The organism is Hymenobacter artigasi (assembly GCF_012275535.1).
Taxonomy (GTDB): Bacteria; Bacteroidota; Bacteroidia; order Cytophagales; family Hymenobacteraceae; genus Hymenobacter; species Hymenobacter artigasi.
On record NZ_JAAVTK010000001.1, the window covers coordinates 715257 to 739996 of the forward strand.

Here is a 24740-nt window from a genome sequence, read left to right on the forward strand (position 1 = left end):
CGCTGGCTGACTTTGCTCTAAACCCTCGTGAAAAAACCTTCCGCTTTCTCCCGCTCCGGCGATATCATTCCGCTCAAGGAAGGCCTCGAAGCATTGGTTCGGGCATACCGGCTTCAGGGCAAGCTCAACGAGGTAACGGTGGTATCGAGCTGGGAGCGGGTAATGGGAAAGGCAGTGGCGTTGAAGACCCAGGAGGTGTACGTTAATAAAGGCCGGCTGTTTGTGCGCCTCAGTTCCGCACCGCTCAAGCATGAGCTGCTCATGGCCAAGACCCGCGTGGCCGAACTCATTAATGCGGAGGTCGGGGAGAAAGTCGTAACGGAAGTCATCTTCCTTTAGCCCTCCACCCACCCTATCATTTATTGCGGGTTTCTGGATTGCGATAGAGGTGCCACAATGTGCACCTCACATATCCCACCAGATGTTCGTAATCCATTGCGCGACGAGCAAGCTGTAATTCCGAAAACTGTCCGCCCCTTGGCAGATAGTGAAGGGGTAGTTCTGCACTCGCCATATACTTTAAGAAACCGTAGCAGTTTAGCGATTCAGCCTGGCCGAGCGAGCGGTTGTCTGCCGGCAAGATGCTGACTGACTTGCCCCCCTACCCTGCTGGCAATTTGTTTAATGGGCTCGGCCAGTCGGGGCCATGGAGAACACTCACAATGGGAGCAGCGTTTAGCGCGCTATCCAAAGCTACACGGCATGTAGAGGCACCATACTTCGCGGCTCTTCGTTTGACGACTCCGACGCAGGGGGAAGCGAAGCATCACACCTCTATACCCCCACAGAAATACAGGTGCTGGCCTATCGTGAATCAGTTAAATACAGCAATTCAGGTTCAGCAGACGGCTATTTTCTCCCAGGGCTACCCCTACCCTTCTGTTCCGACAGTGCCCCTGTATCGAACTACAAAAGAAGTTGTTAAAACAAAAATGTTTCACGTGGAACGTTTTTGTTACTTCGGGCCATACACTTTTAGCAAGAGCTCATTATAAGCTTCAAGGAGGGCTATGTACTTAATCTGAAGCGCTAATAGCTGTTTAGAGTGGTCAGGGTCGGTATTAAGCGTCTGTATCACACGAGGTGTAACAGTATTTGCAACAGCTGTCTTAACAACTGGCGTTACAATTAATGAATCAGCCTGTTGTAACGCAGTAAATTCAGCTGAAAAATCGCAATTGATTATATCACCAACTTTCTTTACAAAGCTGTAATCAACCGTTTCATCCTTGAATTTACGGTAGATAGTCGGGCGTGTAATACCCAACTCTTCTACGATACGAGTGATTGAAATACCGCTGTTTTTGATGGCATCCTGAAGGATTTCGCCCTGATGTGGCATAGAAAAGGTGTTACGTAACGCTTATGTAAATATGTTAAATAAAAGCCGATTAAACAAATACAGTGAAACAAAAATTACACTTGTAACAATCTTATTTTGTTCATAGAACAGTGTTACATCGTTACAAAAAATTGATACAGTTGGTGATTGTTACACGTTACAATTTACAACTGTAACATGGGCACAAATCATGCTTGATACAACAGGCAGATATCCAATCCGAACGATACAGCACAAGCCCGGTACAAAATGCGGCCTGCCGGCATAGCGCTACCCGATTGTTAGGGCCAGAAACCGGTCGGGGTAGTCGGTAGTGATACCGTCCACGCCGAGGGCGATTAACTGCATCATATCGGCCGGCTGGTTTACGGTCCAGGGGACAAGCCGCAGGCTTGGGTACAGGCTCCGCAACTGTTGCACGGATGCGGCTGTAACAGTAGCGAAATCGGGACCCAATGTGGTGGGCACAAAGCCTAGCGCCTGAATGCTGGCAAGCCAGGGCTGGTCGGCTTCGAGGAGGAGGCAGGTGGCCAGGTCCGGCTGGTGCTGATGCGCAAGCCGGAGAATGCGCGGGTCAAAGCAGAGCACAGTGGCACGGGCTGAAACCCGGGCTCTGTTGATTTCGGCCAGGACCAGGGACAGGAAGTAGTCGGGGGCTGGGTGGAAGACATTATCCCCGTCTGGGGCGCTTTTTATTTCAATGGCGTAGCGGATTAGTGGGCGGCCGGCGGGTCGTGCTACGGCCTTGGCAGCCGCCAGTACTTCGCGGAGCAAGGGCTTGTGGGCTGGCTCCGAAACCTGCTCGGGGAAGGCCGGATGACGCCGCAGGCCGCAGTCGCATTGGCGAATGGTGGCATAGGGCATCTGGTAGAGGTTGAAGCGCGGGGTGGGGCTGCTTTCGATGGTCTGGCCCTCCGGGTCGAGGCAAATGGCAGGATTGAGCCAGGGCTCATGGGAAATGACAACCTGGTGGTCGGCCGAGATGACGACATCCATTTCCAGCACATCGACGCCCAGCGCGAGGGCGTGCAGGAAGGAAGGCAAGGTGTTCTCGGGGCGCAGGCCGCGGCAGCCGCGATGGCCATGAAGCTCCGGAATGCGGGAATGAGAGAGGGCAGGCATAGTGTGGAGGGGTGATGTGAAACTGAAGAGTGCCGCGTTGGGCGCTGCCTGCGCGGGCCGCGCACGGCGGGCGGTGTTGGCTACGTGGTTTGGGGTAATTTTGCAGCTCAACTTAACCGCTTACGAATCCATGAAAAAACTACTGCTACTTGTTGTGTTACTGGCTCTGGCAGCCGGCGGGTATTATTACTACCGAAACCTGAAGCAAGGGCCGAGTGGGGCATTGGTTTCGGCCGCTGCCGCAGTGCAGACACACGACATGGCGATGTTTGAGAAGTACGTTGATGTAAGCAGCGTGACCAGCCACCTTGTGGATGACGTGGCCCAACAGAGCTCGGCCCTGACTTCGCTGATGCCTGGCGGCAGCCTGATGATGGGCGGAGCCATGCGCCTGCTAAAGCCCGCCCTGGCCAAAGCCGCCCACCAGGAAGTGCAGCGCTACGTAGAAACGGGCTCGCTGGAGGCGGCCGCAGCCGCCGCGCCGAAGCGCACGGTCAGCGTATCGCTCACGGGCCTGGCCAGCAAAATTGTGAGCCCGGACAGCGAGTTCAAGGGCATCAAATACACCCGGGAGGAGGGCGACAATGCTTTCGTGGGCCTGGAGGTGACGCAGCCCAAATACGATACCACGATGGTGGTGGAAGTGAAGATGCGCCGCCTGGGCGACCATTGGCAGATAACGCAGATAACGAATAGCGCCGAGCTGCTGCGTGGCGTGGCACGGCTGGAGAAGAAGCGGCTGCTGAACTAGCCCAGCTACCTCATAGCAGTGAAACGCAAAGAGCCCCGGCCAGTCATTGGCCGGGGCTCTTTGCGTTTTGGTCTGAGACAGGTTATTTCCGGCCTGAGAACAGGAAGTAGATGATGGAACCGCCAATGGGGAAGAACCAGATGACTACGCCCCAGATTATTTTTTTGGTAACGCTCCAGTCCTGCTTGAGCAGGCTGATGATAGCGGCAATGGCCAGGATGAGGTAGATGACTCCAGCAATGGAAAGGCTGCCATTGTCGTTGTAGCGGCTGCAGGAAGTGGCTACCAGCATCAGTGGCAGCATGAGCGCGACGAGTGGCAAGCGGGAGGCGTAGTGACGAAGGGTTTGCATGAGACAGGGAAGCAAGGTGAAAGAGTGTATTGCCCCCATTACGCAAGGATTTCAGAATAAGATATACAAATACGACTTCTTTGATATTAACTAATTATAAATCAGTTGTTTAACCCAATAAAACCGCCTATTTGGCGCACAAACTCCATTCCGGCGGCCGGCATGAAGAGTAGCGTGAGGACCACGCCGTAGATGGCCCCGTAGAAGTGGGCATCGTGGTTGATGTTGTCGCCCCGGCGGCGACCCTGGTAGTAGGAATAGGCCAGGTAGAGGAAGCCGAAGATGAAGCCGGGAATGCCCACCGGGATAAACATCATGTAGATTTTATTCAGGGGCGAGTAGATGACGCCGGCGAAGAGCACGGAGGCCACGCCGCCCGAGGCCCCGAGGCTGCCGTAGTCGCGGTCGTCGCGGTGGCGGAAGTAGGTGGGGATATCGGACACCACGATGCCGCCCAGGTAGAGCAGCAGAAAGCGCCAGATGCCGCCCACGGCCCCGAAGCCATCGAGGCCGGGTGCGCCGGTGCCGTTGGCCAGCACACTCAGCACGAGCCCGCCGAAGGAGTAGAAGGCAATCATGTTGAAGAGCAGGTGGCCCCAGTCGGCGTGCAGAAAGCCGGAGGTGAGGAAGCGGTACCACTGGCTATTGTCGCGGGCCATGCGGTAGGGCCGCAGTATCCACGATTCCATGAGGTCGTGGTTGGACCAGGCGTAAGCGGAAACGAGGACCGTGAGGCCGACGAGAATGAGGATGGGGTTGAACACGAATAAGAGGGGGGATATAGCACATGCTTTAGCTTGTGCATCGTGAGGAGGGGCACAAGCTAAAGCATGTGCTACGAGGCAAACGAAGCGCCTAGCTCTCGCGGTCCATCAGCTGGAGCGCCAGCTGATGCAGGGGATGCTTGCGCTCGTTAGAGGCCGCTACGCGCTCCAGATGCTGCAAGGCATCCTGGAAGTAGTCGTTGATGAGGGCCTCCGTCTGAGGGCGAATTTCGAGCTCATCGTAGATGGCGCGGACGGCCTGCACTTTGGCCTCGGCATCGGCCACGGGCTGACCAATGTGTTGGGCCAGGATGGCCTGCTGGGCGGGGCTGGCCTGGGCCTGGGCGGAGAGCAGCAGGAAGGTTTTCTTATCGGAGATGATGTCGCCGCCCACGCGCTTGCCGAAGGTGGCGGCGTCGCCGTACACGTCGAGCAGGTCGTCGCGCAGCTGGAAGGCCAGGCCGATGTCGGTGCCGAACTGGCGGAGGTGCTCGGCATCTTCTTCCGAAGCGCCGGCGAGGCGGGCGCCCAGCTCCAGGCAGAACCCTAGGAGCACGGCCGTTTTCAGGCGAATCATATCCAGGTATTGGGCAATGCTGACCTGGGCTTCGGTTTCGAAATTCATATCCCACTGCTGGCCTTCGCAGACCTCGGCGGCCGTCTGGCTGAAGCGGGCAAGGATGCGCGGGAGCAGCGCGGGCGGCACATCCAGGAACAACTCGTAGGCCCGCACCAGCATCACGTCGCCGGAGAGGATGGCGACGTTGGGGTTCCATTTTTCGTGCACGGTGGCCTGGCCGCGACGCAGGGGGGCCTGGTCCATCAGGTCGTCGTGGAGCAGGGTGAAGTTGTGGAAGACTTCGGTGGCCAGGGCGGGCTTGAGGATGCCGTTGAAGTCGTCGGTGAAGAGGTGGGCGCCGAGCAGCGTGAGCAGCGGGCGAATGCGCTTGCCGCCCAACCCCATGATGTAGCGGATGGGGGCGTAGAGGGTTTCCGGGGCCTGGCCGTAGTCGAGCTGGGCGAGGGCGGCGGTGATGTTGGCGGGGAAGTCGGCTGGGGTCATAGGTGGTGCAAAGAACGGTACGCGGCGCTCACCTCACCCCCGGCCCCTCTCCTTGGGGAGAGGGTAGCCGAGAGGCGCCTGCAGGTTAGGTCCCGGTATTATTCGCATCAACAAAAAAGTCCCGACTCTGGGTTGAGTCGGGACTTTAAAAACCGTCAGGCTCCCCTCTCCCCAAGGAGAGGGGCCGGGGGTGAGGTTACGGCGGCCGGGCCTACCGGCGCTTCCCCTTAAAGCCGCCCTTACTTCCCCCCTTGCCGCCGCCGCCGCTATGGTCGCGGTAGCCACGGGGCTCGTTGCCGCGCTGCTTGCGTTCGTCGGCTTCGCGGCGCTTCTCGGCGTCGGGACGGTCGTCGACCAGCTCGAAGTCGATGGTGCGGTCGAGCAGGTTGGCGGATTTTACGACCACCATCATCTCGTCGCCGAACTGGATGATGCGCTTGTTGCGGCGGCCCACAATGCGGTAGTTGTCCTTGTCGAGCTCGTATTCATCGCCAGGAATGTCGCTGATGCGAACCATGCCCTCGCACTTGTTCTCCTCGATTTCGATGTACATGCCGCGCTCGGTGAGGCCCGAGACCACGCCCTTGAACACGTTGCCGATTTCATCGGCCATGAACTCGACCTGCTTGAATTTGATGCTGGCGCGCTCGGCGTTAGCCGCTAGTTTCTCGCGGGCCGAGGAGTGCTTGCACTCTTCCTCCACGGGGTCGACGGGCACGTTCTTGCCGCCGAGCAGGTAATGCTCGAGCAGGCGGTGGGCCATCATGTCGGGGTAGCGGCGGATGGGCGAGGTGAAGTGCGAGTAGTGGTCGAAGGCCAGGCCGAAGTGGCCGAGCGGCTCGGTGGTGTAGATGGCCTTGCTCATGGTCCGAATGGCCAGGCCCTGCAGCACGTTCTGCTCGGGCTTGCCCATTACCTCGGTGCTCAGGTTGTTGAGCTCGGTGCTGATTTTCTTCGGGTTTTCGAGCTTGAGCTTGTAGCCGAATTTCTGGGCGAAGAGGGCGAAAGTCTGGAGGCGTTCAGGCTCGGGCGCGTCGTGGGTGCGGTATACCATGGTGAAGCGCGGCTTGGTCTTTTTGAGGTTGAACACGAACTCGGCCACCTTGCGGTTGGCCAGCAGCATGAACTCCTCAATCATCTTGTGGGCGTCCTTGCGCTCCTTCACATACACGCCGAGCGGCTTGCCGTTCTCGTCCAGCCGGAACTTCACCTCTTGGGTTTCGAAGGTGATGGCGCCCTGCTTGAAGCGCTGGGCGCAGAGCTTATGCGCCATGTCGTTCATGATATTCACCTCCTCAGCAAACTCGCCCTCCTTGCTTTCGATGCGCTCCTGGGCGTCCTCGTAGCTGAAGCGGCGGTCGGAGTGAATGATGGTTTTGCCGAACCACGACTCGTAGAGCTTGCCCGCTTCATCGAGCTCGAACACGGCCGAAAAGGTCAGCTTGTCCTCGTTGGGCCGCAGCGAGCAGAGGCCGTTGCTCAGGCGCTCGGGCAGCATTGGAATCACGCGGTCGACGAGGTAAACCGAGGTGGCGCGGTGCTTGCCCTCGCGCTCCAGCTCAGTGCCGGGGCGTACGTAATGGGTGACGTCGGCGATGTGCACGCCGATTTCCCAATGGCCGTTTTCCAACTTTTGAATGCTCAAGGCATCGTCGAAATCCTTGGCGTCGGCGGGGTCAATGGTGAAGGTGGTGATGTTGCGGAAGTCGCGGCGGCGGGCAATTTCATCGGGCGGGATAATCTCGCTGATGCCTTCTGATTCGGTCTGCACTTCGTCGGGGAATTCGAAGGGCAGGCCGAACTCGGCCATGATGGCGTTTATCTCGGCCTCGTTGCCGCCGGCCGCGCCGAAGTTGCGGATGACCTCGCCGGTGGGCTGCCGGTTCGGGTCGGTCGGAAACTCAGTGATGCGGACCAGCACCTTGTCGCCGTTGCGCGACTCGTGCAGCAAATGCGGCGGCACGAACACGTCGAAATACACCTTGCGGTTGTCGGCCTTCACGAAGCCGAGCGTGCCCTGAATCTGGATGCGGCCCACCACTTCGGGGCGCACGCGCTTGAGCACTTCCACCACATCGCCCATGGGCCGGCCGTCGCGCGAGCCGCTGCGCACCTTCACCCGCACCACATCGCCCTGCAGGGCAAACTTGAGCTGGTCGGTGAACACGCGGATGTCGTCGCCGCCATCAACACCCTCGGGCACTACGAAAGCGAAGTTGGGCGTAGCCAAATCGACAGTGCCGATGATGGTATTGGCGGGGGCACGCTCGGGGCGGTCGTCGCCGTCCACGTAGTCGAAGCCGGCCGCGCGGCGGCGGTGGATAATGGGGTCCTGGCCGAACTGGGCCTGCACCGAGCGGTTGCGGGGCGGGGCTACGGGCGAGTCGCCCTTTTTGGCTGTTTTTTTAGCGCTGGACGGCATCAGGGCGGCCGCTACGGCGTCGGCATCGGCCAGCCGGTATTCGTCGTTCTGAAGCAGCGTAATGAGGCCGTTTTTGCGCAGCACTTTGAGGTGGGCAAAAATCTCCTCGCGCTGGCCCTTGGTGGTGACGCCGAGGCGGCGCGAGAGCTGGCGATAGGCCAATACTTTGGTGGGGTTGTCGGCGAAGACGTGCAGGACCTGGTCCTGGGTGATGGCCGTGGGTTCGGGCTTTTCGCGCTTGGCGCGGGGAGCCTTGGGGTTTTCTTCGGGGGTATTCATGTAAAAAAGTAGCCGCCGAAAAGTTGATTGGTCGCAGGCGGCGAGAGCGGAAAATAAGGTTGGCGGCAGGGCCGCTCCGCTTAGTGAAACGCGAGCCGGGCCGGTAGGTTGTAGCGCAGGCTTCAGCTTGCGCAAAGGGTAACATATGGGGCCGGGGCCGGGCGCTGGTTGAAGCAGGCGCGTCGGGGGTGACCGGTGGTTTCGTAGCGCAAGCTAAAGCGTGCGCTACAATCTTGAAGCCACGGCGGCTTCGATATCGGCCAGGCTATCCTTGGGAATAGCAGCCAGCAGCCCTTGTGTGTATTCGTGCTGCGGGTTGGCATAAATAGCCGCCGCCGGGCCGCTCTCCACGATGCGGCCCTGGTGCATGACCAGCAGCCGGTCGCTCATAAACCGGGCCACGGACAGGTCGTGCGTGATGAACAGATAGGTGATGCCGAACTCGCGTTTGAGGTCGTTGAGCAGGTTCAGAACCTGCGCCTGCACTGAGACGTCGAGGGCCGAAACCGACTCGTCGCAGACAATCAGTTTGGGCTGCAGGGCCAGTGCCCGGGCAATGCAGATGCGCTGCCGCTGCCCGCCGCTGAACTCGTGCGGGTAACGCTGGAAATGCTCGTCGCGCAGCCCCACGGTGCGCAGTAGTTCCAGCACTTTGGCCTTTTGCTGCTGGCGGGTGCCGCCCACGTTGTGCACCCGCATGGGCTCCCAAATGGCCTCGCCCACGGTCAGCATCGGATTCAGCGCGGCGTAGGGGTCCTGAAACACCAGCTGCAAATCGCGCCGACGGCGGCGCAGGTCGCCGCTCGACAGCTTCGCCAAATCGGTCCCTTCAAACAGGATGCTGCCCGCCGTTGGTTCCGTGAGACGAAGCAGCGCCCGGCCGAGGGTGGTTTTGCCGCAGCCCGACTCGCCCACGAGGCCGATGGTTTCGCCGGGGTAGAGCGTGAAGCTGACGTCATCGACGGCGCGGACGTAATCAGTGGCGCGGCGGAAGAAGCCTTTGCGGAGGGGGAAGTAGACTTGGAGGTTTTTTACTTCGAGCAATGGCGCGGTGCCGTTCACCTCACCCCCCGGCCCCGCATCTGCTTTATGCGCAGAGTCCCGTGGAGAGGGGGAGCCTGACGATTGGGTTAAGGTTTGAGAAGAAGCCAGGGATGAAGCTGAAGAATCAGCAGCGGTCGAAGCTTCTTCAGAAACGGAGGCTGTATCGCCGCGCAGAACCGGTGCCCCCTCTCCGCGGGAGAGGGGGTCAGGGGGTGAGGTGAACGCCTGCGCAGCACCGGGCTCGACCCGTGGAACATCCCCCAAAACACCATGTTCCACGGGGAACGTTTTGGCGGTATCAGTTTTATCCCGTAACTGCTGGGCTTCGATTTCGGGCGACGATTCCGTAAGCGCCTCATTCTCCAGCTTAACCACTGGCGCGGGCTGGGCAAAAAGCTGCCCGCTGGCGTCCTCACCCATGAAATCGGCCACCACGGGGAGGCGTTTTTTGCCCACTGAGAGGCGCGGACGGCACGCTAAAAGGCCTTTTGTGTACGGATGTTGCGGATTTGAAAAAATATCCAGCACCCTCCCCTGTTCCACGACCTTGCCCCGGTACATTACCAGAATGCGGTCGGCGATTTCGGCCACCACGCCGAGGTCGTGGGTGATGAAGAGGACCGCCGTGTTGCGCTGGCGGCGCAGGTCGTCGATGAGGCGCAGCATCTGGGCCTGCACGGTCACGTCGAGGGCGGTGGTGGGCTCGTCGGCGATGAGCAGGGCCGGGCGGCAGGCCATGGCCATGGCAATCATGACGCGCTGTTTCTGGCCGCCCGAGATTTCGTGCGGGTAGCTGCCGAAAATGGCTTCCGGGCGCGGCAGCTGCGCCTCGGTGAATAGCTCGATGGTGCGGGCCTTGGCGGCTTGCCCGCTGAGGTCGGTGTGGAGGCGCAGGGTTTCTACCACCTGGCTGCCGCAGGTGTACACGGGGTTCAGCGAGGTCATCGGCTCCTGGAAAATCATGCCGATGTCGTTGCCGCGCACCTGGCGCAGGTCGGTTTCGGAGAGTTTCAGCAGGTCGGTCTGGCCCAGCTTTTCGGATTGGAAGAGGGCCTGGCCGCTGGCAATGCGGCCGGGCGGCATCGGAATCAGCCCCAGCAGCGCCAGCGACGTCACGGATTTGCCCGAGCCGGATTCGCCCACAATGGCCAGCGTTTCGCCCCGGTGCAGCTCAAACGACACGTTGTCCACGGCCCGCACGTCGCCGCGGTGGCTGGAGAAGTCAATGGTGAGGTTGGAAACGGTGAGTAGCGGGTTGGGCACGGAGGGAATTGTGGGTGGCAGTTTGGGGTGGTTTCGGTACGCAAGAACGTCAAGTACGCAGGAACGTCATGCTCATCTGGCGTCCGCGCAGTCGAAGCATCTCTACTCTTCTTCTCGAACCTCCCAATCTAATCTACTCCATGAGTAGAAAATATGATAGCCGCAATGCTCCGTGAATACTGCTGTCTCGTTGAATTCGGGCGCTTCAATGACGAAAGCATATTTGAATTCAACTTTTGAATCGTCTTCAAACTTGATGTGGACAGTAGTGTTTGCGGAGAAATCAGACGCGCCTAGCTTCTCATACTTGCTTTCGCCCTTGGCAATTAAGTAATCCCAAACCTTCTTCCAACGTTCGGGCAAATCTTCGTGGCGCATCAGTTAATGCTTCTGTATAATGCAATGTTTGTCTCTGGCATCAGTCTGGTAATTCATCTGGCAAAGGAGGCCGAACTAACTGCTTGAAGCGATGTTCGCAGGCACCATACTGAGCAAATTGAATTCGAGAATGTTCTAAACTGAGCTTATTCGCTCCACCAGTATATGTTGGGTCGTTCAGTTGCACGTAGTCATCCTCCCAAAAGCAAACTGGGCAGATGTCGAAACTGCCATCGGGTGGTACAGCCAATGTATAGAAACCGCAACAAGGGCAGGGATAATTACCGAAACGGTTTGCTTTCATGGCTTAAAGAGCAGAGCGATAAGTTCAGTGATGAAAGGAGGAATAAACTTTCAACGAAGCGGTAGAGATGCTTCGACTGCGCTCAGCATGACCGTTCTAGAGTGTGACATTCTACGATTACCGTTCAACAGCCGAGCATCTCCCCTGCTACGCCAGCTTCTCAGCATCGGCAGCGACTAGGGGCTGGGGCTCGTTGGGAGCGGCGGCGGGCTGCGATTCGTTGAAAAAGCGGCTCTGATTGAGCAGAATAAAGGCGACGCCGATGAAGATGGACGAGTCGGCGATGTTGAAGATGGGGAAACCGCCGCTGTACGTACCGCCGATGAGGGGCCAGGATTTGGGGAAATAACCCACGTACAGCGGCACGAAAATCATGTCGATGACCTGGCCGTAGAACCAGCGCGTGGGCGAGCCCAGCGGGGCGTTATTGTAGATAACGCCGTAGAAAATTGAGTCAATCAGGTTGCCGACCGCGCCGCCCAGAATCAGGGCCATGCAGGCGATGTAACCGGCGGCCACGCGCTGGCGGCTGAGGCGGATAATGTAGTAAAGCAGCCCGCCCACGGCCAGCATGCGGAAGCCGGTGAGCACCAGCTTGCCGTAGGGCGCGGGCAGCTCGGCCCCGAAGGCCATGCCGGGGTTCAGCGTGTAAGTGAGCTTAGCCCACTGACCAAAAATCGGGATTTCGCCGGCCGAACCGAGTTGCATGTAGGTGTGCACGGCCCACTTCGAGGCTTGGTCGAGCACGATGATGAGCAGGGCCAGCAGGAAGAATTTAGCCGCAGAATGCTGGCGGGTGGTGAGCGTTGGGAGCATTTCGGTGGGGATTGGAGGTGCAAAGAACGGCAGGAAGTGTCGCCCTTCGCGTTCACCTCACCCCCTGACCCCCTCTCCCGCGGAGAGGGGGCACCGGCCATGCTGCAACGACTCGCAAACGAAAAGAGCCCAACGCATTGCGTTGGGCTCCTTCTTATCTGCTCCGAACCGGTGCCCCCTCTCCGCGGGAGAGGGGGTCAGGGGGTGAGGTGCCCCGCCCGCGCCGCTACGCCAGATTCTCCGAATCCGGAGCTACCAGCGGCTCGGTGGCCACCGGCTCCTCCTGCTTGAAAAAACGGCTCTGATTGAGCAGAATAATGGCCACACCGATGAAAATGGCCGAATCGGCGATATTGAAGATGGGCCAGAGCGAAACGTACTTCCCTCCCAGCAGCGGCCAGCTTTGGGGCAGGAAGCCTTCGTAGATGTCCACGTACAGCATATCAATAACCTGCCCGTAGAACCAGCGCGAAGGCGAGCCAAACGGGGCATTGTCGTAGATAACGCCGTAGAAAATGGAGTCAATGAGGTTGCCCACGGCCCCGCCGAGGATGAGGGCCATGCAGGCGATGTAGCCGGCGGCGGCGCGCTGCCGGCAGAGGCGAATAATGTAGTAGCTCAGGCCGAACACAGCCAGCAGGCGGAACCCACTGAGTACCAGCTTGCCATAAGGAGAGGGCAGCTCGGCGCCGAAGGCCATGCCGGGGTTCAGCGTGTAGTGCAGCTTGGCCCAATGGCCGATAAGGGGGATTTCGCCCGCCATGCCGGGCTGCATGTAGGTGTGCACGGCCCACTTCGAGAGCTGGTCGAGGGCGATGACGAGCAGCGCCAGCAGGAAGAATTTAGCCGCAGACTGCTGGCGATTGGTGAGGGTTGGGTGCATTAAGGCAGAACCGAAAATCGAAGAAATTGAGGTCAGAAAGCAGGTACAATCAGGGTCATTCAGAACGGTCATGCTTCATCTGGCGTCCGCTTGCCGAAGCATCTCTACCGCTTTGTCTGTCATCCTGAGCTTGCGAAGGACCTTATCAAGAGCGAACGATTCGTTCTCCGGTGATAGGATGCTTCCTTCGTCAGCATGACAGGAGGCGTGGAAAAAGATGCTTCGACAAGGTCAGCATGACCGTGCAATAAAAAAGCATTCCTAATAACACGTTTTGTACCTTTTATGACTGACTGTCTGATGTTTTGAACCCGTAAAGACGAGCTTATCGAACGTTTGTGCGGCCGAAGACTCGCCGGGGATTTCACCTCCCGGCGAGTCATTCATTATCAGGCAGTTGCTACCTCCAGAAGCACCGCTACGGAGTAGTCATCAAATTCGAGCACGGAGCCGCCGTTCACGTCGGCCGCGAAGTCGAGGGTGAGGGCTTGGGTTTCGGTGCGGATGTAGTCGCCGAAGGCGGCCACGGCGGCCATGAGCTCGGGCTGCTGGTCGGCCAGGGTGACGCGGATTTTGTCCTGCACTTCCAGGCCCGAGTCTTTGCGCAGGTTCTGGAGGCGGTTCACCAGCTCGCGGGCGAGGCCTTCCTGGCGCAGCTCGTCGGTCAGGGTCACGTCGAGGGCCACGGTGAGGGGGCCGTCGGTGGCCACGAGCCAGCCGGGCAGGTCGTCGGTGCGGATTTCCACATCGTCGGGAGCCAGGGTGATGGGCTGGCCATCGACCTCCACGGCGAGGCTTCCCTCCTTCTCCAGCTTCGAGATTTCGGCCGCCGTCATCTGCTGAATGCGGGCACCCACGGCCTTCAGGCGCGGGCCATACTGCTGGCCGAGGCGCTTGAAATTGGGCTTCACCGACTTCACCAGCACGCCGCTTTCGCTCTCATCATCGAGGAATTCGATGTGCTTCACGTTGATTTCGGCGCAAATCAGGTCCTCCACGAGGCCGACTTGCTCCTTGGTCGTGTCGTTCAGCACCGGCACCAGGATGCGCTGCAGGGGCTGGCGCACCTTTAGCACCGACTTTTTGCGCAGCGAGTGGGCCAGCGAGCTGATGCGCTGGGCCAGCTCCATGCGCTCCTCCAGCTTCGGGTCGATGCGGGCGGCATCGGCTTCCACCAGCAGCGTAAGGTGCACGGATTCAGGAGAGTTAAGAGTTTGGGAATTTTCAACTCCTAACTCCTCACTCTTAACTCTTAACTCACCGAAGGTCAGGTTGCGGTACAGCCACTCGGCGAAGAAGGGGGCGATGGGCGACATGAGCTGCGCCACGGTCTGCAGGCACTCGTTCAGGGTCTCGAACGCGGCGCGTTTGTCAGTTGTCAGCTCGCCCTTCCAGAAACGGCGGCGCGAGAGGCGCACGTACCAGTTCGAGAGCTGGTCGGTCACGAAATCCTGGATGGCGCGGGCGGCCTTCGTGGGGTCGTAGCTGTCGAGGTGGCCGCGCACTTCGGCAATCAGCGACTGCAGCTTGCTCAGAATCCAGCGGTCCAGCTCGCTCAGGTCGGCGTGCGGCACACGTGATTTTTCGTCCATTTCGAACGCATCCAAATTCGCGTAAAGCGCATAGAATGAGTACGTATTGAAGAGCGTGCCGAAGAAACGGCGCTGCACTTCGGTCACGCCGGCCGGGTCAAACTTGAGGTTGTCCCACGGTGGCGCGTTGGCGATGAGGTACCAGCGGGTGGCATCGGGGCCGAACTGCTTGATGGTGGCAAACGGGTCGACGGCGTTGCCGAGGCGCTTGCTCATCTTCTGGCCGTCCTTGGCCAGCACCAGGCCGTTGGCGATGACGTTTTTGAAGGCCACGGAGTCTTCCAGCATCACGGCCAGGGCGTGCAGCGTGAAGAACCAGCCGCGCGTCTGGTCCACGCCTTCGGCGATGAAGTCGGCGGGGAAGTTCTTCGCAAAAACGTCGGCGTTTTCAATCGGATAATGCCACTGCGCGTAGGGCACGGCGCCGGAATCAAACCATACGTCGATGAGGTCGGCCTCGCGGTACATGGGCTGGCCGGTGGGGCTGACGAGGAAAATATCATCCACGTAAGGCCGGTGCAGGTCCACTTTCTCGCCGTTGGCATAGGGGTTGTGGGTCATGATTTCGGCCGTCACGGCCTTGTCAATCTCCACCTTCAGCTCGGCGATGCTGCCGATGCAGATTTCCTCCGTCCGGTCCTGGGTGCGCCAGATGGGCAGCGGCGTGCCCCAGTAGCGCGAGCGGCTTAAGTTCCAGTCTACCAGGTTTTCCAGCCAGTTGCCGAAGCGGCCGGTGCCGGTGCTTTCGGGCTTCCAGTTGATGGTTTTGTTGAGCTCGATGAGCCGGTCTTTCACCGCCGTGGTCTTGATGAACCAGGAATCGAGCGGGTAGTAGAGTACGGGCTTATCGGTGCGCCAGCAGTGCGGGTAGGTGTGCTCGTACTTCTCCACTTTGAAGGCCGTGCCGTCGCCCTTCATCTTGATGACGATGCTCTCATCCAGCGTTTTATAGTCAGCACCAGTTTCGTCGTGGCCGTCGTAGTTTTTCACCCAGCGGCCCGCAAACTCGCCCATTTGGGGCACGTAGCGGCCCGTCCTGTCCACAATGGGGCCGAGCGTGCCTTCGGCATCCGGCACCATCAGCGCCGGGATGTCGGCTAGCTGCGCGGCGCGGAAGTCATCGGCACCAAACGTGGGCGAGATGTGCACGATGCCCGTGCCATCCTCCGTGGTCACGAAGTCGCCGTTGATGACGCGGAAAGCCCGCTCCTCGCCTTCAAACGGCGTGAAATCGAACAGGCGCTCGTACTTGATGTCGATAAGGTCGGCACCGGTGAATTCGCCCAAAGTGCTCCAAAAGGTAATTTTACCTTTGGAAACTAGTTTTTTCTTCTGGTCATCGGTGAGTTGCTTCGGCAGAATAAGTCTGTCTGTGCCATTCAATAATACCCTCTCGCTAGCATAAGGCCACTTAGACATATTCATGTCTTGATTTGCCGACCAACCATACTCATGCTCAGTATCGAAGTATGAGGGGACTCTTTGAGTAGCAAGAACTACGTTTTCACGCTCAAAAGTGTACTGGTTGTAAGTCTGAACCAGAAGGTATTTGATATTCTTACCCACTGCCAAACCCGTATTAGCTGGAAGGGTCCAAGGAGTAGTCGTCCAAGCCAAAATGGATGTCTTTTCTGGCTCTGCAGAAGCAACAACTGCTTGTTCTCCAGAGAAAAGAGAATCAATACCCTTCGAAACCTTAAACTGCGCCACCACGGTCGTGTCCTTCACGTCCTTGTAGGTGCCAGGCTGGTTCAGCTCGTGCGACGACAGGCCGGTACCGGCGGCCGGCGAATACGGCTGGATGGTGTAGCCCTTGTAAAGCAAGCCTTTGTCGTAGAGCTTCTTGAGCAGCGCCCAGCAGCTTTCGATGTATTCCGGCTCGAAGGTCACGTAGGGGTCGTCGAGGTCGACCCAGTAGCCCATTTTCTCGGTCAGGTCGTCCCACTGCGCCTTGAAGCGCATGACGGTTTCCTTGCAGCGCTGATTGTAGTCGGCGATGCTGATTTTGTGGCCGATGTCCTCCTTCGTGATGCCCAGCTCCTTCTCCACCTGTAGCTCGATGGGCAGGCCGTGAGTGTCCCAGCCGCCCTTGCGGGGCACCTGCTTGCCCAGCAGCGTCTGGTAGCGGCAGAAGATGTCCTTCACCGTGCGCGCCATCACGTGGTGGATGCCGGGCGCGCCGTTGGCGGAAGGCGGGCCTTCGTAAAACACGAACGTGGGCTGGCCTTCGCGGCTGCTCACGCTCTTTTCAAAGATGCCGTGCTCCTTCCACCAGGCGAGGATGTCCTCGCCGAGCTGGCCGTAGTTGAGCGGCTGCTTGTATTCGGGGTATTTCATGTTCTGTTTTAGCACGATGTAGAGACGCATCCTTGCGTCTCGTCGTTGAACGGTAATCGATGGAATATCAGGACGAACAAGGTCCGCATGGCGCGGACGACGAGACGCAAGGATGCGTCTCTACATCGTTCTATTAAATCGTGTAGTCGCCTTCGTAGTCGGCGGCTTTGTGCATTTGGTTCAGGTTCAAATCGGCGTCGTCGTCCTCCTCGTGGTAGCTCTCGTCGTAGTGCCGGATGAGGGCGTTGGTGCTCACGTCATCCTTGCCGTGCTCAAATGTTACGAGCAGCGCGGGCAGCAGAATCAGGTTCGAGAAGTTGGTTATTAACAGCGAAGCCGACATTAGCATTCCTAACGCCTTAGTGCCACCGAACTCGCTGAATGCGAAGATGCTGAAACCCACGAACAGTACGATGCTGGTGTATATCATGCTGGTGCCCGCTTCGCTCAGCGTCACGGATATGGCTTCGCGCACCCGACCACCGTTCAGGGCCATTTCCTGGCGGAATTTGGCCAGCAAATGGATGGAGTTATCCCCATCAATCCCCAGCGCAATCACGAAAATCAGAGCCGTGCTGGGCTTTAGCGCGATGTTGAAATAGCCCATGATGCCGGCCGTGAGAATCAGCGTGACGGCATTCGGTATCAACGCGAAAAAGACGGTTTTTACGGAGCGGAACAGTAGCAGCACCACCAGGCCCACCAGCCCGAAGGCCATAAACAGGCTATCGCGCAGGGTGTGAATGACGTACTCGTTGCCCTTGGTGAAGATGATGGTGGTGCCCGTGGGGCGGATATCCATGCCCGTGCCCTTGAAGATGCGATTCATCTCCGGGATGATTTTCGTGTTCATCAGCGTGTCCAGGTTCTGGGAGCCGATGTCGGCGATTTTCAGGCTGATGCGGGCCTTCTGGCCGGTGCTGTCGGCGAAGGAGCGCAGGAGCTTGCTGTTCATGCCCGCGCCCGTGGCGGCACTCTTGGAGTTGGCCAGGGCACTGAGAATGAAGTTTTTCTCCGAATTATCGGGCAGGCGGAAGAAGCGGGGGTCGCCGTTGTAAAAGGCCTGGGTGCTGGCCTTGAGGAAAGTAACCAGGCTAACGGGCGGCGACAACTCCGGCTGCGTTCGCAGGTACTTCTCGAACTGGTCGATTTTCTCCAGGTTTCTCAGCTTGAACAGGCCTTTTTTCTTGTGGGTATCGACTTCGAATTCCAGCGGCATCACGCCATTGAAATGGCTTTCGAAAAAGGCCAAATCGGAGTTTACGGAGCTTTTCTTGGGCAGGTCGTCCACCATATACGACACCGACTCAATGCGCGAAATGCCGATGGCCGCCCCGGCTACCAGCACCAGCGCCGCGAGGTAAACCGTGCCGCGCCGGTCGAGCACGAGGTGGTCGAAAAACTCCAGCAGCTTGGTAAGGGGCGCGGCGTCGAGGTGCTCCAGTTGCTTGGGCGTGGGCGGCGGCAGGAAGGTGAAAGCGGCCGGAATCAGGATGAAGCTGATGATGAAGGCCGCGAAAATATTGATGGTGGCCACCAGCCCGAACTGGTAGAGAATGGCGATATCAGTGAAGGCAAACACGATGAAGCCGATGGCCGTGGTCGTGTTGTTCATGAGCGTGACAAGTCCGATTTTGCGGATTACCCGCGTCATGGCCAGCATCTGATTGCCCGATTTTCGGTAGTCGTAGTGGTAGCGGCTTAGCAGGTAGGTGCAGTTCGGGATGCCGATAACGATGATAATACTGGGAATCAGGCCGGTGAGCAGGTTGATTTTGAAGCCCAGCAGCACAATTGAGCCAATGCACCACACCACGGTGATGCCCACCACAATGAGCGGAAACAGCACCGCCGACCACGTCCGGAAGAAGGCCAGCAGCGTGATGCCGGTCACAATCATGGCCAGAATGGTGAAGAATTTCATCTCCCCAGCCACCTTACTGGTCATGGTGGAGCGCACGTAGGGCAGGCCGGCGTAGTGCAGCTTGATGCCCGTTTTCTTCTCAAACTGCCCGGAAAAGCCCAGAATCTGGTTCATCACCGCCTGCCGCTTCGACGAGTTCAGGTACTTCGGGTCCATCGTGAGAGCCAGCAGTGTGGCCCCGGTATTGGGGCTGATGAGTTGGCCTTTGTAGAACTCCACGCTGTTCACTACCCGCATCAGGCTGTCGAGCTCCTTCTGGCTGCGGGGCGGGTTTTTGAAGATGGGCGCGGCCTTGAAGCTGTTATTTGCCGTGTCTTTGGTAATATTCAGGAGCTTGCTCACACTGAGCACGCCGTTCACGCCTTCTATTTTGGCGAGGGTATCGGTGAGCAGGCGGAACTCATTGAAGTTACCCAGCTTGTATACCGAGCTGTCCTGCAGGCCGATAACCAGCACGTTGCCATCCTCCCCAAACGTGCGCTTGAACTGCCGGAAATAGAGCATGTCCGGGTCCTTCTCGCTCACCACCTGGGCAAAGTCGTAGGTCATTTCCACGTCTTTGGCCTTGTAAGCCATGAAAACGGTGATGACGGCCAGTACCGCAATCAGCGAAAGACGAAACCGGATGATGAATAAGGCGAGATGTTGCCACATAAATTCCTTGTAAAGAGGCAAAGTTACGTAACGGACGTAGGGGCGGGGCTTGTCCCCGCCCACCGGGCGCGCCGTTTTCCCTGATTTCGTTCTACGACGGGCGGGGACAAGCCCCGCCCCTACATGCAAAAAGCCCCGGTTCCTTGCCGGAACCGAGGCTTTCTACGTTAAAAAAAGCGGCTCTTACAGCTGCTCGAAGATGCGGCGGAAGCTTACGGCCTCGCCGATGTAGGCGCGCAGCTCCGAAATCGGCATGCGGGTTTGCTCGCGGGAGTCGCGGTGGCGCACGGTCACGGTTTCGTCCTCTAGCGTCTGGCCGTCGACCACGATGCAGAAGGGTGTGCCGATGAGGTCCTGGCGGGTGTAGCGCTTGCCGATGGCGTCGCGCTCCTCCAGCACGAGGCGGAAATCGAACTTCAGGGCGTCGAAGATTTCCTGGGCCTTCTCGGGCATGCCGTCTTTGCGGACGAGCGGGAAAATAGCGGCTTTCACCGGAGCTACGGCGGGGTGTAGCTTCAGCACGGTGCGGGTTTTAGTGGTCTGGGCGTCGCCCTCCCCTTCCGTGATGGTTTCCTCCTGATAGGCGTTGCAGAGCGTGGCCAGGAACAGGCGGTCGGCGCCCACCGAAGTTTCCACCACGAAGGGCACGTAGTTGCCGTAGGCTTTGCCGGTGGCCGGGTCAATGTCGGCGTCGAAGTACTGCTGCTTTTTGCGGCTCAGGTTCTGGTGCTGGGTCAGGTCGAAGTCGCCGCGCGAGTGAATGCCTTCCATTTCCTTGAAGCCGAAAGGGAATTCATACTCGATATCGACGGCGGCCTTGGCGTAGTGGGCCAGCTTGTCGTGGTCGTGGAAGCGCAGCTTGGCGGCGGGCAGGCCCAGCGCCTCGTGAAATTTGCGGCGCGAGGCTTTCCAGGTGTCGTACCACTCGCCTTCGGTGCCGGGGCGCACGAAGAATTGCATCTCCATCTGCTCAAACTCCCGCATTCGGAAGATGAACTGGCGGGCCACAATCTCGTTCCGGAAGGCTTTGCCAATCTGGGCGATGCCAAACGGAACCTTCATGCGGGCCGATTTCTGCACGTTCAGGAAGTTCACGAAAATGCCCTGGGCGGTTTCGGGGCGCAGGTACACGGGCGGCGCGTCCGAGTCCACGGCCGAGCCCTGGGTGGAAAACATCAGGTTGAACTGGCGCACTTCGGTCCAGTTGCCGGTTTTGGAAACGGGGCAGAGAATTTTCTCATTGATGATGAGTTCGCGCACGCCGGCCAGGTCGTTGGCCGTGAGCAGGCGGCCCATCTCGGCCGTCAGGGCCGCACCGCGGGCGGGGTCGCCGGCGTTTTCGTACTCGGCGGCTTTCTCTTCGAGCAGCACGTCGGCGCGGTAGCGCTTTTTGCTGTCGAGGTTATCAATCAGCGGGTCGTTGAAGCCAGCGATGTGGCCGCTGGCCTCCCAGGTGCGCGGGTCCATAAAAATGGCCGCGTCGATGCCCACCACGTTGCCGTTGAGCTGGGTCATGGCTTCCCACCACAGGCGCTTGAGGTTATTTTTCAGCTCCACGCCGTTGGGACCGTAGTCGTACACGGCGGCTAGGCCATCATATATTTCCGATGACTGGAATACGAAGCCGTATTCCTTGGCGTGGGCCACAATATCCTTAAGCTGGGTGGTTTCGATTGCTGGGTTCATACCCACAAAAGTAGGCCGATGCGGCGGAAGCTGAAACTTGTGCGTAGAAGGCGCGTCCGACTGTCATCCTGAGCGCCGCGAAGGACCTTATACCCAAAGAACTATTTGCAGATTACAAGCGGCGCAGGCGTGATAAAGTCCTTCGCGGCGCTCAGGATGACAGACGCCATCACAATTCGGTAACATAGCCGCCCCGGGCCATCTCCCTACCTTTGACCCATGATTCAACCTAATTACCCACCAACCCCCTCTTTATGTTTGGTTTAGAACCCCACGTGCTGCTGCTTCTCGGCGTGTGCCTGCTGGCCGCCTGCGCGTTCGAGTTCGTGAATGGCTTCCACGACACGGCCAACGCCGTGGCTACCGTTATCTATACCAACGCGTTGCGGCCCTGGGTCGCCGTGGTCTGGTCGGCTTTCTGGAACTTCATCGGCGTGTTTGCCGGCGGCATTGGCGTGGCCATGGGCATTGTGTATTTGCTGCCCGTCGAGAGCCTGGTCGATGCCAACGTGTACCACGGCATTGCCATGGTGGGCGCGCTCATCCTGGCCGCCATTATCTGGAACGTAGGTACCTGGTACTACGGCATTCCGGCTTCCAGCTCGCACGCGCTTATCGGCTCCATTCTGGGCGTGGGCATTGCGTATTCGCTGCTGCCCGAGTCGCGCGGCACGGCCGTAAACTGGTCCAAAGCCGGCGAAACGGGCATTGCCCTGCTGGTGGGCCCGCTGCTGGGCTTTGCGCTCACCATCGGCATGATGTTCCTGTTCAAGCGCTTTGCGCCCAGCAAGGCCATCTTCAAGGAGCCGCACAAGCGCAAGCCCCCGCCCATCTGGATTCGCCTGCTGCTCATCACCACCTGCACGCTGGTAAGCTTCTTCCACGGCTCCAACGACGGGCAGAAGGGCGTGGGCCTGGTCATGCTCATTCTGATTGGCATCGTGCCCTTCCGCTTTGCCCTCGACGAAAGCAAAAACCCGCTCGACCTGCGCGATTCGCTGGGCAAGGTGGAGTACGTTATCAGCCGCGTAAACCGCGCCGAGCTTAGCCCTGCCGACCAGAAAAGCCTGGCCGAAATTCAGGAGAAAACGGCCGACCTCGACCGCATTTTTGCCGGCAAAACCGACATCAAGCAGTTGCCCCAGCAAACCCGCTTTGAAATCCGTCGCGACGTGCTGCTGCTCACCAACCGCGCCAAGAAGCTCCTCGGCTCCGAAAAAGTAAGCCTGAGCACGGCCGACCGCAAAAGCTACGACGATGCCTCCAAGGAGATGAAAACCTTCACTGACTATGCCCCCTGGTGGGTGCTGCTGATGGTGAGCCTCTCACTGGCCTGCGGCACCATGATTGGCTGGCAGCGCATCGTAAAAACCATCGGTGAGCGCATCGGCAAGGAGCACCTGAGCTACGCCCAGGGTGCCTCTTCGGAGCTGGTAGCTGCCCTGATGATTGGCTCCTCTACCTGGCTCAACCTGCCCTCGTCTACCACGCACGTGCTCACTTCGAGCATCGCGGGCAGCATGGTGGCCAGCCGTGGCGTGAAGAACATCAACCCCGGCATGGTGCGCAACATTGCCCTGGCCTGGGTGCTCACCCTGCCGGTTACCATGGTACTCTCGGGCCTGCTCTTTCTGCTATTCCGCGCAGTGCTGGGCTAGCAAGCCTAACCAGCCAAAACACAAAAAAGGCTGTCTCATAATGAGACAGCCTTTTTTATTGGCAAGCAGGAATAGTAATGACCCATTTTGGGCCAGCCGTCCAGAAACGGGGATAAACGCCCCGCTTTCATTCACTTATCCACTTATCCACAGCTGAAAACAGTCGGAATGTGGATAAGCCGGCCTTACTTAGGCCACTGCACTTCCATGTCGTCGTTGATAAACACGCCGAAGTTGACGAACTGCAGCTCGCCTTCTTCGAAGTATAAGTCAATCATCGACTTCTCGTAGGACAGGCGGATGGCGCCTTCCTCCATGGTTTCCAGCTCGGGCGTGGCCTGGCCGTGGCGCTCCATGAGGGCCTTCACCTGGTCCACACTCTGGCCGTAGATGGCCTCGCCGTAGAGGCGCATGCTGGGGTTGTCAGTTTCGATGCAGCTCAGGCGGAAGTCGTCTTCGCGGTCGAAGTACAGCGAGAGCAGGTAGTCTTCTTCGTGGTAGTTCCAGGCCTGGTGCTCAAAGTCGTCGTCGTCGTCGGACTCTTCAATTTCCTCGGGCTCGCCCACGAGGGTGCGCACTTCGTCCATGGTAGCGCCGAAGCGCAACGGGCCCATGCCGGTGCCCAGAATAATTTCGTTTTCCTCGATACTGGAGGGTTGGGGAGTGCTCATGCGGGTTGGGGTGAAGGGTAGTAAGCAAAGGTAGTTGTTGGTGCCTGGTTGTTGGTGCCTAGTGCTTGGTTGTTGCCTGTCATCCTGAGCGCAGCGAAGGACCTTATCGGGTCGAAACGATTTGCGGTAAACCCAAACGAAGCAGCCGTGATAAGGTCCTTCGCTGCGCTCAGGATGACAGGGATTACTTCCCGTACTTTTCCACAAACGCCTCCTTCTGCCTAATGTATTCCGGGTGGGCCTTGGCCTCGTCCCACTTGCGCTTGAAAATGGCGGCGGCTTCTACTTTATCCACATCGGGGTGGGGATTACGGGGCAATTCGGCCCGGCCGTGGGCACCGCTCTGGCCTTTTTTGTCGGCTGGTACGGGGCCGGCGTACTTCTTGCCGCCGGCGTGGTTGGCGTAGCGCCGGGCCCGGGTGAAGCCCATCTGGATGAATTTGCGGGCCATGTCGGCTCCCACAAAGTCGTGGGCCTTCAAATAAGCCTCAAACAGGCCGTAAATCGTTTCGGACGACTCATGGGCCGCCGCCGCGTCTTTGAAGCGCCAGTGGGGCAGGATTTCGGCCTTGTAGGGCTGCACCAGCAGCACGCCCTGCTCGCCCCGGCCTACGCGGTAAAGCTCGGGGTGCTGGCGGAAATCAACGGAGTGGAAATCGAGGGTGTAATCGAACGGCATGGGGATAAGACCTGGGGCTTTGTGCATAACCCATACGGATTCGCGCAAAAACCGAAACGCCCGCTTTCAAGAAATCACGAAACCCGGCGCTTGATTTTTTTCGTCGGCTGGCTTTTTAGCGGTGGGCCTGATTTCCTTTTTCCCCTCGGCACTCAAATTTTCAAAGCGCACTCCAACCCTTGAGCAAGGACAAAATCCTTTTCGAGTTTTCCCCACTTTTATTTTTTGATTAAATTTTTTTCTAAAAGACTCTTTTTATTTCCACTCATTAGGTCGGTTGATAAGTGGAAAAGTAGGCGAGGTTATCCACGCTGGGGATAACGTGGGGGTAATACCGGTTTTATCCACGGGCTATACACCGGCATTGTGGAAAACAAGACGCTGTTTTATAATACGTTGGGTGGATTTTCAACATGTCCACCACGTTTCCACATTTTTGTTATCCCCTGAAAAAGCACGGTGTGGGAAGGCGTTTTCTCCGGGGGAAGTTATCCACGGTTATCCCCACCCGGTTTGCCCTGTGCGGGCAGCCTGCCAGCCAAAAAAACTTCTACCCCACTTATCCCCGCGCTGCCGGGCTGTTTCCCCCAGGTTATCCCCGAAATCATCCCCACGGCAAAAGCAATGTGGAAAAGCCCGTGGAAAACCGGGGGATTACGACTGAAAAGCGCGCTCAGTAACTGGAAAAAGCGTTTAGTTATCCACTAATGTGGAAAAGCAAGGGTGTTTGGCGTGTTTTTGAACGGTCAGAAATAG

General features: G+C 58.5%; 20 protein-coding genes. 4 read left to right on the plus strand and 16 right to left on the minus strand.

The window, feature by feature from the left end:
- The first annotated feature begins 27 nt into the window (after positions 1-27).
- A complete protein-coding gene (locus HBN54_RS02875) occupies positions 28-339 on the plus strand; it encodes a DUF721 domain-containing protein (protein WP_168671622.1) in 312 nt (103 codons plus the stop codon).
- A 616-nt stretch (positions 340-955) separates the two neighbouring features.
- Here the strand turns inward: HBN54_RS02875 and HBN54_RS02880 are convergent.
- Complete coding sequence (locus HBN54_RS02880; RefSeq protein ID WP_168671623.1) at positions 956-1342, minus strand: transcriptional regulator; 387 nt, start codon at positions 1340-1342, stop codon at positions 956-958.
- Positions 1343-1612: 270 nt separating this feature from the next.
- A complete protein-coding gene (locus HBN54_RS02885) occupies positions 1613-2464 on the minus strand; it encodes a glycerophosphodiester phosphodiesterase family protein (protein ID WP_168671624.1) in 852 nt (283 codons plus the stop codon).
- Between the two features lie 130 nt (positions 2465-2594).
- On the opposite strand from HBN54_RS02885, the gene HBN54_RS02890 reads away from it, so the two are divergent.
- On the plus strand, positions 2595-3215 hold the full coding sequence (locus HBN54_RS02890; protein ID WP_168671625.1) for a hypothetical protein: 621 nt from the start codon (positions 2595-2597) through the stop codon (positions 3213-3215).
- Between the two features lie 82 nt (positions 3216-3297).
- Here the strand turns inward: HBN54_RS02890 and HBN54_RS02895 are convergent, their stop codons facing one another.
- From HBN54_RS02895 to HBN54_RS02950, 12 genes are all read right to left on the minus strand, one after another.
- Entirely contained in the window at positions 3298-3567 is a 270-nt protein-coding gene (locus HBN54_RS02895) for a PLD nuclease N-terminal domain-containing protein (protein WP_235955350.1), read from the minus strand.
- A gap of 101 nt (positions 3568-3668) precedes the next feature.
- Positions 3669-4331: a rhomboid family intramembrane serine protease gene (locus tag HBN54_RS02900; RefSeq protein WP_317170160.1), complete on the minus strand. Its 663-nt coding sequence runs from the start codon at positions 4329-4331 to the stop codon at positions 3669-3671.
- A 91-nt stretch (positions 4332-4422) separates the two neighbouring features.
- Complete coding sequence (locus HBN54_RS02905; RefSeq protein ID WP_168671626.1) at positions 4423-5394, minus strand: polyprenyl synthetase family protein; 972 nt, start codon at positions 5392-5394, stop codon at positions 4423-4425.
- Between the two features lie 211 nt (positions 5395-5605).
- Positions 5606-8095 (minus strand): ribonuclease R, encoded by a 2490-nt coding sequence (gene rnr, locus HBN54_RS02910; RefSeq protein WP_168671627.1) that lies wholly within the window; start codon positions 8093-8095, stop codon positions 5606-5608.
- A 225-nt stretch (positions 8096-8320) separates the two neighbouring features.
- Positions 8321-10402: an ABC transporter ATP-binding protein gene (locus tag HBN54_RS02915; RefSeq protein WP_168671628.1), complete on the minus strand. Its 2082-nt coding sequence runs from the start codon at positions 10400-10402 to the stop codon at positions 8321-8323.
- A gap of 102 nt (positions 10403-10504) precedes the next feature.
- Positions 10505-10780 carry a hypothetical protein gene (locus HBN54_RS02920; RefSeq protein WP_168671629.1) on the minus strand — a complete coding sequence of 92 codons (276 nt, stop codon included), beginning with the start codon at positions 10778-10780 and terminating at the stop codon, positions 10505-10507.
- A gap of 40 nt (positions 10781-10820) precedes the next feature.
- A complete protein-coding gene (locus tag HBN54_RS02925; protein WP_168671630.1) occupies positions 10821-11084 on the minus strand; it encodes a CPCC family cysteine-rich protein in 264 nt (87 codons plus the stop codon).
- A 147-nt stretch (positions 11085-11231) separates the two neighbouring features.
- Entirely contained in the window at positions 11232-11900 is a 669-nt protein-coding gene (locus HBN54_RS02930; RefSeq protein ID WP_168671631.1) for a lipoprotein signal peptidase, read from the minus strand.
- Positions 11901-12126: 226 nt separating this feature from the next.
- A complete protein-coding gene (locus HBN54_RS02935) occupies positions 12127-12783 on the minus strand; it encodes a lipoprotein signal peptidase (protein ID WP_168671632.1) in 657 nt (218 codons plus the stop codon).
- 389 nt (positions 12784-13172) lie between these two features.
- The gene (gene ileS, locus HBN54_RS02940; RefSeq protein WP_168671633.1) at positions 13173-16712 is read right to left on the minus strand and encodes an isoleucine--tRNA ligase; all 3540 of its coding nucleotides are present in this window, start codon (positions 16710-16712) and stop codon (positions 13173-13175) included.
- Between the two features lie 133 nt (positions 16713-16845).
- The gene (locus HBN54_RS02945) at positions 16846-19290 is read right to left on the minus strand and encodes an efflux RND transporter permease subunit (RefSeq protein WP_168671634.1); all 2445 of its coding nucleotides are present in this window, start codon (positions 19288-19290) and stop codon (positions 16846-16848) included.
- A gap of 183 nt (positions 19291-19473) precedes the next feature.
- Positions 19474-20976: a glycine--tRNA ligase gene (locus HBN54_RS02950; protein ID WP_168671635.1), complete on the minus strand. Its 1503-nt coding sequence runs from the start codon at positions 20974-20976 to the stop codon at positions 19474-19476.
- A gap of 254 nt (positions 20977-21230) precedes the next feature.
- Here HBN54_RS02950 and HBN54_RS02955 point away from each other — a divergent pair, with 254 nt between their 5' ends.
- Positions 21231-22634, plus strand: a complete 1404-nt coding sequence (locus tag HBN54_RS02955) for an inorganic phosphate transporter (protein WP_168671636.1) — start codon at positions 21231-21233, stop codon at positions 22632-22634.
- 185 nt (positions 22635-22819) lie between these two features.
- Here the strand turns inward: HBN54_RS02955 and HBN54_RS02960 are convergent, their stop codons facing one another.
- Complete coding sequence (locus HBN54_RS02960; protein ID WP_210427911.1) at positions 22820-23305, minus strand: hypothetical protein; 486 nt, start codon at positions 23303-23305, stop codon at positions 22820-22822.
- Between the two features lie 184 nt (positions 23306-23489).
- Positions 23490-23984: a DUF4385 domain-containing protein gene (locus HBN54_RS02965; RefSeq protein ID WP_168671637.1), complete on the minus strand. Its 495-nt coding sequence runs from the start codon at positions 23982-23984 to the stop codon at positions 23490-23492.
- A gap of 413 nt (positions 23985-24397) precedes the next feature.
- On the opposite strand from HBN54_RS02965, the gene HBN54_RS02970 reads away from it, so the two are divergent.
- Complete coding sequence (locus HBN54_RS02970) at positions 24398-24664, plus strand: hypothetical protein (protein ID WP_168671638.1); 267 nt, start codon at positions 24398-24400, stop codon at positions 24662-24664.
- The last annotated feature ends 76 nt before the right edge of the window (positions 24665-24740 follow it).